At 48.0% G+C, this 16,333-nt stretch carries 6 protein-coding genes and 1 pseudogene; 4 read left to right on the top strand and 3 right to left on the bottom strand.

Annotated features, from left to right (window positions below; all coding sequences use genetic code 11):
- Positions 1–26: 26 nt before the first annotated feature.
- The 3 genes and pseudogenes from J1C60_RS07215 to J1C60_RS07205 form a co-directional block, all read right to left on the bottom strand.
- Positions 27–1,195, bottom strand: a protein-coding gene (locus J1C60_RS07215; protein WP_154324830.1) for an IS3-like element IS911 family transposase whose coding sequence is annotated in 2 segments (ribosomal slippage) — positions 27–946 and positions 946–1,195 — 1,170 coding nt in all. Because the reading frame shifts where the segments join, the coding sequence is not laid out codon by codon here.
- 355 nt (positions 1,196–1,550) lie between these two features.
- A pseudogene (locus J1C60_RS07210) lies at positions 1,551–2,495 on the bottom strand (ArdC family protein).
- Positions 2,496–3,225: 730 nt separating this feature from the next.
- Complete coding sequence (locus tag J1C60_RS07205; protein WP_128176736.1) at positions 3,226–4,248, bottom strand: DUF4917 family protein; 1,023 nt, start codon at positions 4,246–4,248, stop codon at positions 3,226–3,228.
- 278 nt (positions 4,249–4,526) lie between these two features.
- Between J1C60_RS07205 and J1C60_RS07200 the strand changes: the two genes are divergently transcribed.
- Genes J1C60_RS07200 through J1C60_RS07185 form a run of 4 tightly spaced genes read left to right on the top strand, consistent with a single transcriptional unit; the run spans position 4,527 to position 16,282 of the window.
- The gene (locus J1C60_RS07200) at positions 4,527–5,762 is read left to right on the top strand and encodes a DNA cytosine methyltransferase (RefSeq protein WP_128176734.1); all 1,236 of its coding nucleotides are present in this window, start codon (positions 4,527–4,529) and stop codon (positions 5,760–5,762) included.
- On the top strand, positions 5,759–8,323 hold the full coding sequence (locus J1C60_RS07195; protein ID WP_128176732.1) for a hypothetical protein: 2,565 nt from the start codon (positions 5,759–5,761) through the stop codon (positions 8,321–8,323). The genes J1C60_RS07200 and J1C60_RS07195 overlap by 4 nt, the downstream gene beginning before the upstream one ends.
- Positions 8,324–8,334: 11 nt before the next feature.
- Positions 8,335–10,422: a hypothetical protein gene (locus J1C60_RS07190; RefSeq protein WP_128176730.1), complete on the top strand. Its 2,088-nt coding sequence runs from the start codon at positions 8,335–8,337 to the stop codon at positions 10,420–10,422.
- A 19-nt stretch (positions 10,423–10,441) separates the two neighbouring features.
- On the top strand, positions 10,442–16,282 hold the full coding sequence (locus tag J1C60_RS07185; RefSeq protein WP_128176728.1) for a DEAD/DEAH box helicase: 5,841 nt from the start codon (positions 10,442–10,444) through the stop codon (positions 16,280–16,282).
- Positions 16,283–16,333 lie beyond the last annotated feature (51 nt).

The following is a 16,333-nucleotide window of genomic DNA, read 5'->3' as shown; positions in this document are numbered from 1 at the left end:
ATTTTTCTGGCTTCAATTTGAAGTGGTCAACAAAAACTGGCCACCGAGTTAGAGTTTTTCCAGTATCGATTTTCCGATTCGTTTGGGGGTAACCCTCCGTTATATTCGTGCGGTCTTAGTGCGCTGTAATATCCAACGATATAATCCGTTATGGCGTGAGCTGCCTCGCTGAAGCTTACGTAACCCACCACCGGCATCCATTCGTTCTTCAGACTCCTGAAGAAGCGTTCCATTGGGCTGTTATCCCAGCAGTTTCCGCGCCGGCTCATACTCTGCCTGACCTGGTATCGCCACAATAACTGCCGGAACTGCCTGCTCGTATAATGACTGCCCTGATCGCTGTGGAACATCACCCCGCCGGGCTTACCACGGGTTTCCCATGCCATTTCCAGCGCTTTCATGGTGAGCCTGCTGTCCGGCGAGAACGACATGGCCCAGCCCACTGGTTTTCTTGCGAACAGGTCGAGAACAACGGCGAGGTACGCCCAGCGCTTACCCGTCCAGATATAGGTCACATCACCGCACCACACCTGATTTGGCTCGGTCACGGCGAACTGCCGTTCAAGGTAGTTAGGGATAGCAACATGTTCATGACCACCACGTTTATACCGGTGAGTCGGCTGCTGACAGCTGACCAGCCCCAGCTCTTTCATGAGCCTGCCAGCAAGCCAGCGTCCCATCTGGTAGCCTCTCCGGGTTGTCATTGTGGCGATGCTTCTTGCTCCGGCCGAACCGTGGCTGATGCCATGTAGCTCAAGTACCTGACTGCGTAATACAGCCCGTCTGCCGTCTGGTTTTTCAGGACGGTTTTTCCAGTATCTGTAGCTGCTGCGATGAACCCCGAACACATGGCAGAGTGTGACCACAGGATAATGCGCTCTGAGTTTCCCGATTATCGAGAACTGTTCAGGGAGTCTGACATCAAGAGCGCGGTAGCCTTTTTTAATATTTCATTCTCCATTTCAATGCGTTGTAGCTTTTTCCTCAGCTCACGTATTTCGATTTGTTCTGGTGTTATCGGAGAGGCTTTTGGTGTTTTGCCCTGACGCTCATCACGCAGTTGTTTGACCCATCTTGTCATTGTGGAAAGGCCAACATCCATAGCTTTGGCGGCATCTGCCACCGTGTAGTTCTGGTCAACAACCAGTTGAGCGGATTCGCGTTTAAACTCTGCGCTGAAATTTCTTTTTTTCATTGGAGCACCTGTGTTGTTCTGAGGTGAGCATATCACCTCTGTTCAGGTGGCCAAATTCAGTGTGCCACTTCACTCGACATCTTAGCTCAAAAGATACTGGATGGGTCCGATTCTCGCTCGTTGCCGATTGTCATGTTGAATCATGTCTTGCAGCGAACACTGCTAGATCAAGTTTAAGCCAATACATCTATAGGGATGAGCGGGCTCTTTGCCGCCCGCCCTGCAGCCTGCAAATTTTCCTGGCACCAAGTACCAGGAAAATTTGCAGGGGGGATTCCCCCTTGAAACAAGCTTTACTCTGCCCACTCACGTTAAAGGTTAAAGCCGCGCTCCTTTGCGGCTTATCATCTCCGGCTCAAATTTTATCCATCAGGTAACGATGCGCTTTTGAGGCGACGCTGGCAGCTTTGAAAACATAGCGCTTATCGTTTTTCAGTGCTTTCAGCCAGGAAACAATATAGCTTTCGTGCTGCACCTCTCCAACAATACCCAAATCCGCCATCAGAAAAGCACTTCCCAGCTCAGCCACTAATTCCTCCTCCGCATAATTTGCGCTGCCAAATTTCCCTTTCATTTCACGGTTAAGTCGGTTTTTACCGCCGCTCCAGTGAACCAGCTCATGTAGGCCAGTAGCGTAGAAATTAGCGGCATCTGAAAACAGATGGCGCTCCGGTAGCCAGACTTCATCGGTTGAAGGTCTAAAAAAAGCGTTTTGTCCTTTCTCAAGGATGTTTGCGCCGCTCTTCTGGAACAGATTTTCAGCCTCCGGCAACGGGTCAAAGGTTGCTTCTGAGCTGACTGTTTCAGTTGTCAGCGGAAGGCCATCGATTTGTTCAACATTGAACACATTGAAGGTTTTCAGCATTGGTATCTTGTCAATTTCACCGTCTTCGTTCTCTTTCTCTAAGGTTGAATAGAAAATGGCTGTCGTGCCGTGCTCGCCTTTGCGAACCTGCCCGCCTACTGCCTGCGCCTGTTTGTAGGTCATCCAGCGTGAATCACCGAAGCCCTGCTTTGACGCACTGCACCACAACAGCATGATATTCATTCCGCTATACGCGATAGCGGTTGCGTAATTGGATGGCAACCCAGACATGCCCGGCACTTGTTGCCACGGGCAAGACCATGGTTTTACACCGGCTTCAAGCGCTGCAATGATGTTGTCGGTGACGGTCTGATAAATATCGGTTTTGGCTTTAGAAAATTTCGTTTTTGAGGAGCCTGACTGCTCCAGCGGGGATACGCTGGTCGCCGCTGCGGTGTTAGGGGCGCTAGCCTAGGTATGCAGGGAAATAGTCATGGTTTTTCTCCGTCAGTGGTGTGATTTTCGTCTTCGTATCGCCTGACGGTTCGCTTTCCCGGCATCGTTCCGGCCTGCAAGGGCGCAGAATGCGTGTCATTTACCCTTGCGGGACGGGTTGTGTTGGGAAACGATTAGCCGGAAGCTGATACGGGAACGGAAATCACGCGGGAGAAAAAACTGCCTCTGTATATGCGAGCATAGCGCCCCTTACCCCACAGCGGTGAAAGGGTTTGAACTTGGGTTGGAATATAGCTGATAGCATTCAGTAATGTTGTTAAAGGGAGATAGTGCCCCTTAAATGACCATTTTGCTCAGATATTCATAAGAGGAGGTTATCCACGATTCCGTTTTGTTGAAATTAAGTTTAATAATTCCCGATTACGGTACCGGTTGAATAGGATGTAAACAGTTTTCCATGACCCAAGTACCTAAAACATCCCGTTAATGACCTTGCGATGCTGAACATAATGGGACCGACTTTTTACGATCGTTCTGAGGAAAGCAAAGGTGAAATTAGTTCCCATGCGGCGTTGGGATTTTCGTAACGAGAAATAACTGTATCAACATGAAAAATTTCATAAATATATTACTGAACACAGTGTTGCAATGTCCACATCTGCCGCAGAGTTGACTGCCCGATTCGATTGATCACAGTTCCGTTGTAGAAGCATAGCTGTTCGGCGCTGAGCTCTGGTAACATGCCGCTTCAGCCATGCCACATTACCAGTTAGTTCCCCTGCATCAGATTTTCTGGTGGCTGATTCCAGCAGCTCGGACTTTCGCTGTCGAAAAACTCGATGAGGACATGTGGTCCCAGATTATCTCTGATTAATTGGTTAACTCTGGTGCAATAAGCCTGATCCCCCCGAAAAACAGATACAGCGACGCGTTGTATTCTTGTTCTCGCCATGCGTTTTAGCAGATGTACGTCATGCTCACCCATCCCCCAACCTAAAATCACCAGATTTTCACGCGGTTCGGTGAGAACTTCACGGTAAACTGTTGAAAGATAATAGCTACTCTGAATAGAACTAACCTTCTGCTCATACGTTCCTTCGCTGACAAATAGCGGAACAACTTCCTCGCTTTGCCAACGTTCCAGAATTGATTCGAGCAAACCAGATCCTCGGATATGGATTTTATGTTCCTGTTCAACACGGTTTCGACATAGTATAAGGCTGCCGTGTGGATAAAAAACAAGCGTATTAGATTGTTCATTTCCAAGCATTCCTCTTAACCGTTGCCAATCCTGCTCAAAAAGACCTCTGGCAAGAAAGCAGTCCTTAAATCGATGATGATCGTTGATATCCAGACCATATGTCATTGTCCAGTAAACAATCAGGTCATAGTTCAGCGAAATAACCGTGTTGAATCTTTTCAGAAACGCGTAAATGTATGGCAGTTGTTCATCAACTTCATCATGCTCAGGATGCACATCTCGTACAGCCTGAATGAGGCATTCGCGGATTCGGAGGTAGGCCTCATGGGTGCGGGCATCTTCAATTTCTAAAGATTTATTGACGTTAGACGCCTGCCAAACAATACGCAGTATAAGTTCGAAATCTTTAGTTTTAAAAAAGTCAAAAAGTCTGCGTACATCTTCCTCCAGACTCTCTCTTTGCGTGACGTGTTCAAACAGAGATCCATACGCAAAACGATGACTAACGGCGATGCTTGCACCGTTGCCCAACAAAATAGTCCCATCGTATCGTGGTGCTAGCTCAGACCAGAGGTGAATGTTAAACGGCATTTAAGCTATCTGTTCCAGTAGTGAATTTTCCTAAATAACAAACATTTTACAGCGCAAGTGCTGACTATTTGCATTTTTTCTTCATCGTTTCTAAAGCTTCACTTACGGGAGGAAAAATTATCTTCATATTCAGTCAGTTTCTAAACTTTGCTACATAGCCAGCACATTTATCCATATAGATATTATCTTCATGATTTTATAGACTATCTAGATAAGAATATCCTTTTCAGGAAATTGATCGATGCGCCAATTCAGTAATACTATTTTATGGTCAGGTCATGAGCACTAAAGCCGTCACGAGCGACAATCATTCAGCGCAACCTCACGAAGAGGAATTCAGTTTCTATGAGTTTTTTGCGGGCGGCGGTATGGCCAGGGCTGGGCTGGGAAAACAGTGGCAATGTCTGTTCGCCAACGATATGGACCCGATAAAAGCATCGACATACATCGATAACTGGGGCGACGAACATTTCGACATGCGTGATGTACGCGAAGTCGCCTCCGATGAACTGCCACTCCATGCTGATTTAAGCTGGGCCTCATTTCCTTGCCAGGATTTATCGCTGGCCGGCAATGGCCTGGGAATTGGCGAAAGAGATTCCTGCGCGGATGAAACCACGCGTTCCGGTGCGATATGGCCGTTCCTCGATTTAATCAGCAGGCTCGGCGAGGAAAACCGTAAGCCGCCAATTCTTGTTCTTGAAAATGTTCTTGGATTGCTGACGCTGGATCAAGGGAGCCATTTCGCCGCGATATGCCATCAGTTAAGTAAAACAGGCTACCGATATGGCGCAATAATCATTGATGCAAAGCACTTTCTTCCACAGTCCAGGCCCCGCGTATTTCTTGTGGCTGTTAGTCGCCATGTTTCCATTCCCGAATGTTTGATCTCTGAAGAACCTTTGTCGCAATGGCATTCACCTTCGCTCCTCCGTGCCTGCGATGCGCTGGCGAAGGATGCCCGTAATGATTGGATCTGGTGGTCGCTTGGCAATATGCCAGACTCCAAAACGAAGGAGTTAGATGACTTAATCGATTTTGAAGACGAAAACGCACTATGGCATTCTTTCGATGAAACACAACGGCTTATCAGTATGATGGCACCGGCGAACTTGGCTCGTCTGGCGAACGCTCAGGCATCTGGCGCGACAATAACAGGCAGCCTTTATTTACGCATGCGTAAAGAAAAAGGCGTTAACAGGCAACGGACTGAAATTACGTTCTCGGCCGTTCTTGGTTGCCTTAGAACACCAAAAGGCGGGGCTTCTCGTCCTCGTATTATCGTTGTCAAGGGCAATCAGGTGAAAACGCGCTTGCTTTCGGTCAAAGAAGCGGCGGCGTTAATGGGGTTGCCGGATGATTTTATTCTCCCGGCAGCGTATCAATCGGCATTTAAAGTTATCGGCGACGGGCTTGCTGTTCCCGCAGTCCGTTTTCTGGCTGAACGCATCCTGGAACCGCTGGCGATAGCTGTCCGAAATGATGAGCGCCGGAGGGAGGACAAACACAAATGAAGTGGACGCCGCCTGTTACGCCCGATGGCTGGGAAAGTAAGCTGATCGATTATTTTCTACGATTCGGTCCCGACGGCGATGCGCAGGATATTCGCTGGTTTGAAGTTACGCCGTCGACGCTTGCAGCGGCATTCGCCGACAGCGGCGTCGGCGCGGATGAAATAGAAAAAGCTTTTCAGGTATGTATGTCGAGGATACCGGATCTGCCGCTGCGCCTTGAAAGTGGAATGATGGAAAGATCCAATGACAAGTCTCCCGGATATTTTACTTATCTTGTAATGACGCTACTTATCAGCAGTCAATTCGACGCTCAAGAAGAAAGTAATGATTTCCGCCTGAAGTTACAGAACTGGTTACAAACCGGGCATAGCTACCAGAATTTGGCAGGCGTAAACGCTATGTGGGAAGCGCTAGCTGGATGGCTTGAACAACGGATTCAGAAAGAGGAGCCTTACCGTCGTCTGATTCTTCCTGAAATACCACCCAGTTGGAGTCACATCGGCTACACCCTACGGCTGGCTTTTCCCGGAAAAACAGACTTGCGCTTGATGACCCGAGTTCTTATGAATCACCCGCAAGCTGTATCCAGCCCCCGACTGTTAATCGACTATTTCCAATTCGCGATTCAAAAAGAAAACGCATCTTACGCAATGAGTCAGGCGTTTAACGAGTTTAAAAGCGCCTGGTTTGCTGGACGTAGAACACTCGCCGATATGCCTTTCTGGCGCCTGCGTCAGCGAGCTATGGCGCAGTTCCCCGATGTTGAAATGCGTAAAGCGATTATTGATATGCGGGTCGATTTCGACGATTCGCGGTGTTATTTCAGCTCCTCTGATGAGAACAACGATAGTGTTTTCGCTCCTTCGTTATCCGAAGCGCTAATTTCTGCATCTGCTGGACACAGTGAAAACCTGGGAAAAGCCGTGCAGATCGGCTTAATCTTTTTTCATCAAGTCGGCCATGGACGCTGGAGAGCAATCGCAGTTCCCGATAAATGTTCTTCACAATTTTACATCGCATTATCCTGTAAGCACTCCACACGTATATGCAAATACCTTGACGATGCAGTTATAGAAGGTGACTGGATTTTGACCAGACGCCCTCAGAGCCGTCATCTAGCAATGGATATACTCCGTGTGATGAAAGCGTCGTCAGATTCGCCGGATGAACAGATTACCCGTCCTCTGATTTACGACGGAATAAGAGTACCGGGGGGATGGCTGGGCTTGCCTGCATTTCTGCCATTCATCAAATCAGACGCGCGAAATTACAGGGTTTATGCTTTGGGGAAAAATTGCGCAAAAATCGATGTCAAGAAGATAGATGGGCAATTAATATCATCCATGCCACTCAGCGGCGAGTTTATTATTGAGCCTGAGTTGGAAGCAGACAAGAAAATGCCACTATGGCGGCGGCGAGTGCGTTTTTTTGATCGCGCTGTTCCACATCCAGCGCTAGGGGAAAGCGCAAAATATCATCTCGAGCGTCTTACTGAATGGAAGATTTCGCAACTGAAAACCCCAGTATTCCGCGCCGAATCGCCCTTGTTAATGGAAGATGGCGATGTGCGTTGTGAACATCTTCTGGAGGCTATTTACGCAACCGGCGCCAGCGGCTGGGAAGAAGTTGAACTGGTCTCTCTTCTCCAGCGCGTTGCTGACGGTATCAGCATATGGCATCTGCTTCGCTGTCTGCATGATGCAGGTCTGATTGAGCCGCGCTTACGCCAGTCCTGGAAAGGTCGGGTATGGACGCTAGTTAAACCATCGCTGTTTCATATTCGCTATGGAAAAAGCAGTCTGGTTATTGTAGAAGGTGCTATCTGCGCCAGGCTTATAGATGATTTTCAAAAAGCGGTCTCAGAACTGGGCGGAAAATATTTCCGTCGCAGCGGCGTAAGTGTCTGGTCTCCTCCTGTATTCGGCGCGGAGATTGATGATCCTGTCACGTTATCCCGGATTATGGAATGGCCACTTGTCGAGGCGCCGTTGAAGTCAGATATGATGCCTCTCGCATTTATGTCAACGCTCCGCACCGCCGAACTTCACGTTCAGGCGGCAACCTGGGACTGGAATTCCGGATGTTTTCTGCCGCATGTGGATTCAGATGGCGAAACGACGCGTTTAACGCGCCATGTTCATCCGGGTGGACGCGATCATGATGTGTATAGTGTTGTTACCCACCGAAAAACGGAGTTTTTTTTATCCCGAACCGCCGCAATTATCGCCGCGAACGTGGATGCTCGCCGCCCTACGTTCAGGAAAATCGCTGATAACCGCTTTATTTGCATTACCAACGATTGCGGCTTGCCTGACGCACTGGCAACAGGATTGCGGCGCAACCTGCTCAGAAACGGCGGCCCGACGGAAGCCGGATATGCTTACCCTCTCGACGACATATCTTTCCGTTGGCTAAACCAACTGCTTCCTGGATGTTTCTATTCGCTCTCGTCGGATGACGATAATAGCGCCAGCCAGTTAGTTTCCGCAGCTCGCCATTCCGGCGGAAAAATGCGTCTTCAATGGCGAAACGGGCTTCTAGCGTTATGGACTGGGAAATAAGGAAAAGAATAATGAAAGATATCCCTTGGTATATTGGTCAATATGACCGCAGAAATTATCAGTCTTACTTCAAAGTTGTCGCGCAGGAAACCCTAGATGGCTGGAGTGTGATCGACAATCCTAGGAAGAAATTTCCTCGTACAGGGGAAGTCGAGTTCAACGGAACTGACATTTTACAATTTCGCCCGCAAGAATGGGCTGCTTTTCAGGTGGGTCCAGGCCCTCGAAACAAGACTCAGGCGAAACACACCCGTCATATTTATCCTTATTATGATTTATCTTCCGGGCAGTCGCTGCTGGAGGCGCGTCGTCGATTAAGTTTCGACGGCATAACGGCAGACGGCGAACCGGGACTATGGGCTATCCGTTTCGGGCCTGACGGATTTATTCTGGCGAATCTGGCTGAGTCAAAATCAGGTTGTCTGATGCTGTCCAGAAACCAGAGCGTCCATGAATATGCTTTCAACGAAAACGGTGTAATTAGTGTATCCGACACATCTGAATGCGGAAAAGCATTTTATATGCCCGATACTGATGCTTCACCCGCTAAAGTCCATGACTGGACGCCGGATAAGCAGTATATCGAAAACGTCATTCAACTCCTTTCCTGCGCTGATACGACAGCCGCGATCGCTTCATGGCTTCGGGTGCATACAAATGAGCAAAATGGAAAATTAACTTCCGGCGTCGATGTTCTTCTGGCTGCCGCTCAAACGCTTCGGGCAGGAGAGCTAGCTAAGAAACTGGAGGCAGAAGATTCGCTGACTCGTCAGTTTACCGAAGCGATGTTGAAGGACCAGCATATCGCTCGCCTTCTCGACCATCAAATACAAAACATTGCGGAAGAAGAGCGAGTCGCGTTGCGCGCCGAACAGCAGAAGTCGCTCGATAAAGAGTTTTCTGCTGAACGCCTGCAACGTCGAGAATCAATTGAAGCGGAAATGGCCGTTTTTGAGAAGACAAGGAAAAGCGAGATCGAAGAGGAGATCGCACAATTACGGCAGCTCGAAGAAGAAAAATTACATTCTGTTTTTGCAGAAAAGAAAACGTATATAGAACAAACACTCAAAGAGGAAAAAACGTATCTCGAAAGCGAAATTAGCTGCCTGAAAGACGCCAACGCTGATTTATGCGCTCAGAACGAAAACGAACGTCAAATATTGGCAGCCCTCACCTGCGAGCGTGAAGCACTTTTGGCGTCTTTAACGGATGCTGAAGAAAGTACCGCTCAGGCGCAAATTGAACTCAAAAAAATGGATATAGCTATTGCTGAAAAAGCGCGCCGCATGGCTTACTCAGCGATCCCTGAAGTACGCCTCCCAGCGCAAGCGAGAGTCGTATCCTGCGAAGAATTCGGTCATACCGTCAGAGAGAACAAGTTGCTGACACCTGACGGAAAGATACTCATGACGCAATTTCTGGCGTTAATGCTGGCTGGAGAATGTCCATTGTTATCTGGCCCTGAAACGCAGGACTTCCTTGCTATTGCCGAATCACTGATTTCTTCAGGTCGCTCCATCCGGCAGATCGCCGATCCAACGATGATTACCGGCGAAGATCTTTGGGTTCGCGCGGGAAATAATTTGGCGACGCCTCTTTATCAGGGATTATTGCTGAGCGAAGCTTCCTGTCCCCGAACGATCCTCACCGTCATTGAGCGTGTCGAATGTTCTGCCGCGCGTTTCTGGTTGCCAGCGCTAAAAGACCGATTGCATGGTGGAGATTTACCCCGACGCTTTCTGATTTGCGGCACCATTGAAAACGAAGATTGTGAAGAAGCGGAGAAACTGAAAGAACGGCATCTTCGTCTACGGATGGAAAACGTCGTCATTCGAAATTCGATAGCACTGTCCCCCTTGCATCTTTCTTCAGAAAATCATAGTGAACTGGATCCTGGCGCGATATCGCAAGGTTTGCTCCCGGATAAACTCGCTATCACGGATGAAATGTCAGCCGGACGTCTGGATCTGGCAAATACCCTACGGGCGATGAGAACTGCGCATGAAGCCATGCCGTTCGATGATGAAAACAAAGCGCATCAGAAGCATTTAGTCGATTTATACGCAGATTTACAGAGTAACGATCTACGCGCCCATTAAATAGCAGGAGAAGGAAATCATGTTAGATCCGATTGGCGGTTTTCGCCGTATTCAAGACTTCTTCATTTCGTATATAGAAACCAACTTCCGAATTGCCGATCCTTTCGTCACGGCCTCAAGACGCAATCTTTTGAATAGCAGCGGGGAATTTGCCGCAGAGCCCTACATTGAACCTGTTTTACGGTATGAGTCTTCGGATAAAACGCTCGAAGATCTGGCCGAGATGGACGGCGGGCCGCTGAATAACTTGTCTCCCAAAGGCCGGAAGGCGTTCGTCGAACTGGCATTATCCGGTCTGTTCGATTCGGAACCTGGCGACAAGGTATGGCCGCGTCGTTCAGTCCATGCGCCGTATAGCCACCAGACTCAGATGCTGGAGCGCGGTATTCGTCCCGGCTGCCCCGGCATTGTGACATCGGGTACAGGTTCGGGAAAAACGGAAAGTTTTATGCTGCCTATTCTGGCTGCATTATCAAATGAAGCTGTCAACTGGTCCAAGCCTGACGGTGGTTATCTACAAAACCAATGGTGGAATGGCGCAGAAAATAACTGGGTTTCTCGTCGCGAAGGAGAAAAACGCCCAGCGGCGGTCAGGGCGCTGGTGCTTTATCCGATGAACGCTCTGGTTGAAGATCAAATGGCGCGTTTGCGTAAAACACTGGATTCCGATTACGCACGAAAGGTTATGGAGGATCGCTTCAACGGAAACCAGATCTTCTTCGGGCAATATACCAGCGCCACTCCGGTTACCGGCTACGCCAGCCATCCTCGTCTTTCCAGCGCCAGTTCGGAAAAAAGCCGTCGTGCCCGTAATCTTGAAAAATTACGTAAGGCGTTGAATCGAATTAATAACGATCAACAGGCCGCGCGCGTATTCGACGAAAAAGAAAACGCTTCGGAAAAAACCCGATATATATTTCCTTCGACAGACGGCGCGGAGATGGTTTCTCGCTGGGATATGCAGGCTGCCCCGCCTGATGTTCTCGTCACCAACGCCTCAATGCTGGGAGCAATGCTTTCGCGCGAAGTCGAGGATAATATTTTTGACGCTACGCGCGAATGGCTGATGAACAATGACGACGCGTACTTCTATCTGGTGTTCGATGAACTGCATTTAATGCGAGGTTCCGCAGGTACGGAAACCGCTATGCTGATTAAATCACTGATTGTTCGGCTCGGACTTGATTCTCCGAAACACCGTTATAAGCTGCGTTTGCTGGCGTCTTCCGCATCACTGCCGATGGACGGCGCGGATGGGGAGCAATCGCGGAAGTACCTGCGGGATCTCTTCGCCCCCTTCGGCACTTGCCGAAATTCACTGGATCCTGGCAGCGTTGAAACAGATTTCTGGCGTAACAGCGTCATTCAGGGAAAACCTTTCATACCGCCGAAACCATCAGGAAAAATCGCCGTACAGCCTTTCGCCGCATTAATGCGCGCCGCCCTTGCAGAACAGGGCAATGTCGTCCGCAATCTGAATATGACGGACACTCTGAATCAGGCGTTACTCGATGCCTTCCAGGCTCTTGGCATAAAAGAGCAAAATATCATGCAGGGTATAAAACAAGCGGCGGAAACCGCCGCCGCGCTATTGACGAACGCCTGTATTGAAAAAGATGGCGAAATGCCGCGGGCGATGCCACCTGGGATTATCATCGATAAAATCTTTTTGAAGGAAGAGCCGGGTAAGCCGGATGAGTCGGAATTGGCATTACGTGGATTAATGCTGGTGCGTGCGCTACCGGAATCCGGGATGAATTGTGAGAAGCCCGCCAACGTCACGCCAGCGTTTCGCGTACATACATTCGTCAGAAATATCGAAGGTTTCTTCGCGTCCGTGTCTCCAGGAGAAAAAAAAGCAAAATTCGCTGATTTTTGTCTGGAACGGGGACTATCGCACGCGCCTTCAGCCCCAGGGGAAGATCGCGGTCGTCGTTTATTTGAAATGCTGTACTGCGAAGCATGCGGCGATTTATTGCTCGGCGGTCAGAAGGGCCAGAATGGCGATATAACTATCGAATTATTACCTTCGGCGACTAATCTGGAAAATCTTCCCGAACGCCCCGGTGCTGAATATTACGATGATATGACACTGGAAGAGTTTGCGGTTTTTTGGCCAGTCGATATATTTGATAAAACTCCGGCAGGCTGCGAAAAAGGTTGGGATGTCTGGGATAAGGCGGCGCTTAATCCACTTACAGGTATTGTGACGGTCGGGCAGGAAATATCGCCAACAAATACTGACGTGGTTCACGGATATCTTTATTTCCAAAAAACAATTCCGACTAAAAAAGGCGAACCGACAAAGAAACCTTCCGCGCAGCCATTCTGCTGTCCTAACTGCGGCATCGACTATTCCAGCCGACCAGCCAGCAATCGTTCCAGAACCCCCATTCGCGCATTTCGTACCGGTGTGACTAAATCATCTCAATTGGTGGCGACAGAGCTATTTGAATTGCTGCATGCGATCGGCGCGGAAGCAAAAAGTATCGTTTTCTCGGATAGTCGGCAGGATGCGGCATCGATGGCGCTAGAAATCGAACGCTTGCACTTGCGCGATCTGCGCAGGGAAATATTGGTCACTGCCGCCCGAAAGATGATTCGAGAGGCTGAAATTAACTACGTTTCAGAAGATAGTATTGAAGAAGAGAAGATAAAAGCCCTAACAGACAAAAATTATGCCGAATATGAACGACTGCATAATATAAAAATAAACCAAGCAGGTGTTTCCGAGCTTTGTAAATTTAGGCGTATAAAAATCGATAAATTACTTGAGTCAGACGGCGACTTCATAGGAAAAATATCCTCTGAACTAGCAGGACTGGGAATATCGCCTTACAAATATCGTCAGAGTACTGATGGAGATAGTAACGATGTCTGGCATACCAATTTTACAAAAGAAAAAAATATTGTTAAATACCATGAAAAGCTTTCTTCATCTGAACGATTAGAGCTCAAAAAGAAGATAATTGACAATCAATCTGAATTAATTGATGACGTCATTTTTGCTAATACTTTCTTCGCATTGGAAGAGACTGGCTTGGCCTATCCGTGCACCTCAGACAAAGAAGATATACCCGAACTTGATGCCTGGTTAAGGGTATTCGCTGGTGTTTATCGCGTAAAAGAAAATAAATATTTTGATTCTGAAAACTCCGTAGAATGGAATACAGGAAAAGATGTTACAAAAGAAAAAGTAAAACGTGTCGCTAAAGCTTTATTTGGAGAAAAAAATTATCAAAATAATTTGACACAAGTCTTAAATCAGTTCGCTACCCGAGGGCATTCAGCTGGTTTATTCAATATTGGTAAATTATATCTCAAGGTAGCCAAACCAGGCGATCCCTATTGGCAATGCAGCAACTGCGAGCGGATCCACTTACATTTAGGGTTTAAGCGTTGTACCCGTTGTACGAGACCGCTTGATACCAAATCCAAAGGCGTCGTTGAAAAGTTATGGGAAGACAATTTTCTTGGCAAACGTATAGTGCGAGGCGAAAGGGACGGCGTTAAACGCTTCCGGTTGAACGTCGAGGAGTTGACGGGACAAACGGATGATTTCTCAGACAGATTACGCAAATTCAAGGGGATTTTCGTTGATGAGATGAGCGAGCTTGAAAAACTGGATGCTGAAATCGATATGCTTGCCGTCACCACGACGATGGAAGTCGGGATTGATATTGGTTCGCTTCAGTCAGTATATCAGGCTAACATGCCGCCCCAGCGATTTAATTACCAACAGCGCGTCGGTCGCGCAGGACGACGCGGCCAGGCATTTTCTTTTGTAATCACATTCTGCCGCGGACGAACTCACGATGCTTATTACTTTGCTCATCCGCATGCGATCACCGGCGATCCACCGCCTCCTCCTTTCCTGGCAGTAGATCACGACGCAATTCCCCAAAGACTTTTGCGGAAAATCTGGCTTAAGAGCGCGTTTAACGATATGCGCGAAGAATGCCGAAAAAACAAAATGATATTCCCTGGAGATAAGCTCGTTCCGCCAGATGTTCATGGTGAATATATTTCAACGCATGACTACTATCATGATAATAAAGTTGACTGGGCCAAACTATTGTATCGCGCGCTGGAAGTAAATCAGAACATACGAGAACGCTTTATTGAAGCAGCAACATTTGACCCCGATCAGCGCCGACGCCTTTATTCCGCAATTAACACCGAAAGAATAATTGAAGAAATTGAAAAACTAAGGCCTTCCGCGCCTGACGACAGTACGGGACTTGCTCGTTTTCTGGCCGAACGAGGTCTGTTGCCGATGTATGGAATGCCGACTCGGGTACGTAATCTTTATCTGGGATTGCGCAAAACAAAAGGGGCAAATGGTGAGACGGAATACGAATGGTCAACGATGGATCGCGATCTTGATCTTGCAGTTTTTGAGTATGCTCCTGGCTCGGTGTTAATTAAGGATAAAAAAAAGCATCAAGTGATCGGCTTTACCGGTAACTACCGAGAACCTCAAGTCCGAGATAATCGAGTTGCAGATCTCTCAACGGTATGTTCATGGAAAGAATCGAGTCACTATGTTGCAATTTGCCATTCATGCGGATCCGCTAAACTTGAGCAAAATAAACCTGTTAACGACATTGGTTGTGAGGATTGCGATACACCTATTAGCCCAGAAGAATTCGAACTCTATATCACGCCTGCCGCTTTCCGTACGGATTTCGAACCAAAAGATGACATGGACAGCTTTACTCGTATGTCGTTAAAAACTACTGCAACCGTATTGCATAAAGATATCCCAGAAAATTGCGGTACTTTTAACGTACGACGTGGTGGCGTCACTATTTTGCGTCTTAATGATGGGCCGATTAATGGAGAGAAAGAAGGAGAACGGTTTACTGTTGATTTAGCGACAGATCAAAAGGTGCCGATTCCTTTAGCTACCTACCATTCTCCTATTAAAGGAAGCCAAGCGATAGATTCGAATTGGGCTGGATTACGCAATAATTTTAGATGGCGGTGTACTGGCGAGAAGCATAGCTTTGGGCTTGTATCAAGCAAAGAAACTGAGTCGCTTCACTTGGAGTTAATGCAATTTGATCCTCGCCTTAATTTGAACATGATAGCCAGATACGGCGAATACATGAATTTGCCTACGCGCGCGGCGGCTATCAGCGCGACTCAAATATTAACGCACAAAGCTGCGCTCTATCTGGATGTCTCGCCAGACGAATTCGAAACGCTTGAACCCCGACTCCATCATGAGAAACCTATATTGCAAATCGCAGACGCGTTGATCAACGGTTCAGGATTATGCAGACGGCTTGCCGAGCGAGTCGTCGTTGGTGGGCCGCCTTTGATAGTCACATTATTGCATGAGATTCTGGAAGATAAGCGAGTCTGGCCAATGGTTGATTTCCTTAAGAAGGATCATCCCGCTCAGTGTCAAACTGCCTGTTACAAGTGCATACAGCGATACGGTAACCGCCGGTATCACGGTTTACTGGACTGGCGTTTAGGAATGGCATACTTACGAGCAATGGTTATACCTGAATTTGCCTGCGGTCTGAACGATGATGACTGGATTCATCCTGAAATGATCGGATGGCGAGACAGAGCATTTGAGCTGGCGGAAGACGTCGCGGCGTTACGGCCTGGAACAATCAAATTGTCTAAAGAGTACTCATTACCGGTTCTTACCGAAATTCAGGATGGAAAAGAACTCTGGCGCGCAATCGTTACGCATCCTCTGTGGCAATGTAGAGAACCTGAGCGAAATGTTCTGATTGACTCCTTGGGGCTAGTTGATGGGAATTCTTCGCTGCGGTTCATTGATACATTCGAGCTGGAAAGACGGCCATTACGCGCGCTTGCTAACCTTAAACGGAGTTAAAAATGTCGCAATAATGCTGATAGTTACTGGCTGATGTTTTTTTGCTGGATG

Origin of the sequence: [Pantoea] beijingensis, assembly GCF_022647505.1 — a bacterium.
Taxonomy (GTDB): Bacteria; Pseudomonadota; Gammaproteobacteria; order Enterobacterales; family Enterobacteriaceae; genus Erwinia; species Erwinia beijingensis.
The sequence above is the reverse complement of the archived record's forward strand: the minus strand, read 5'-3'. Positions and strand labels throughout refer to the sequence as shown.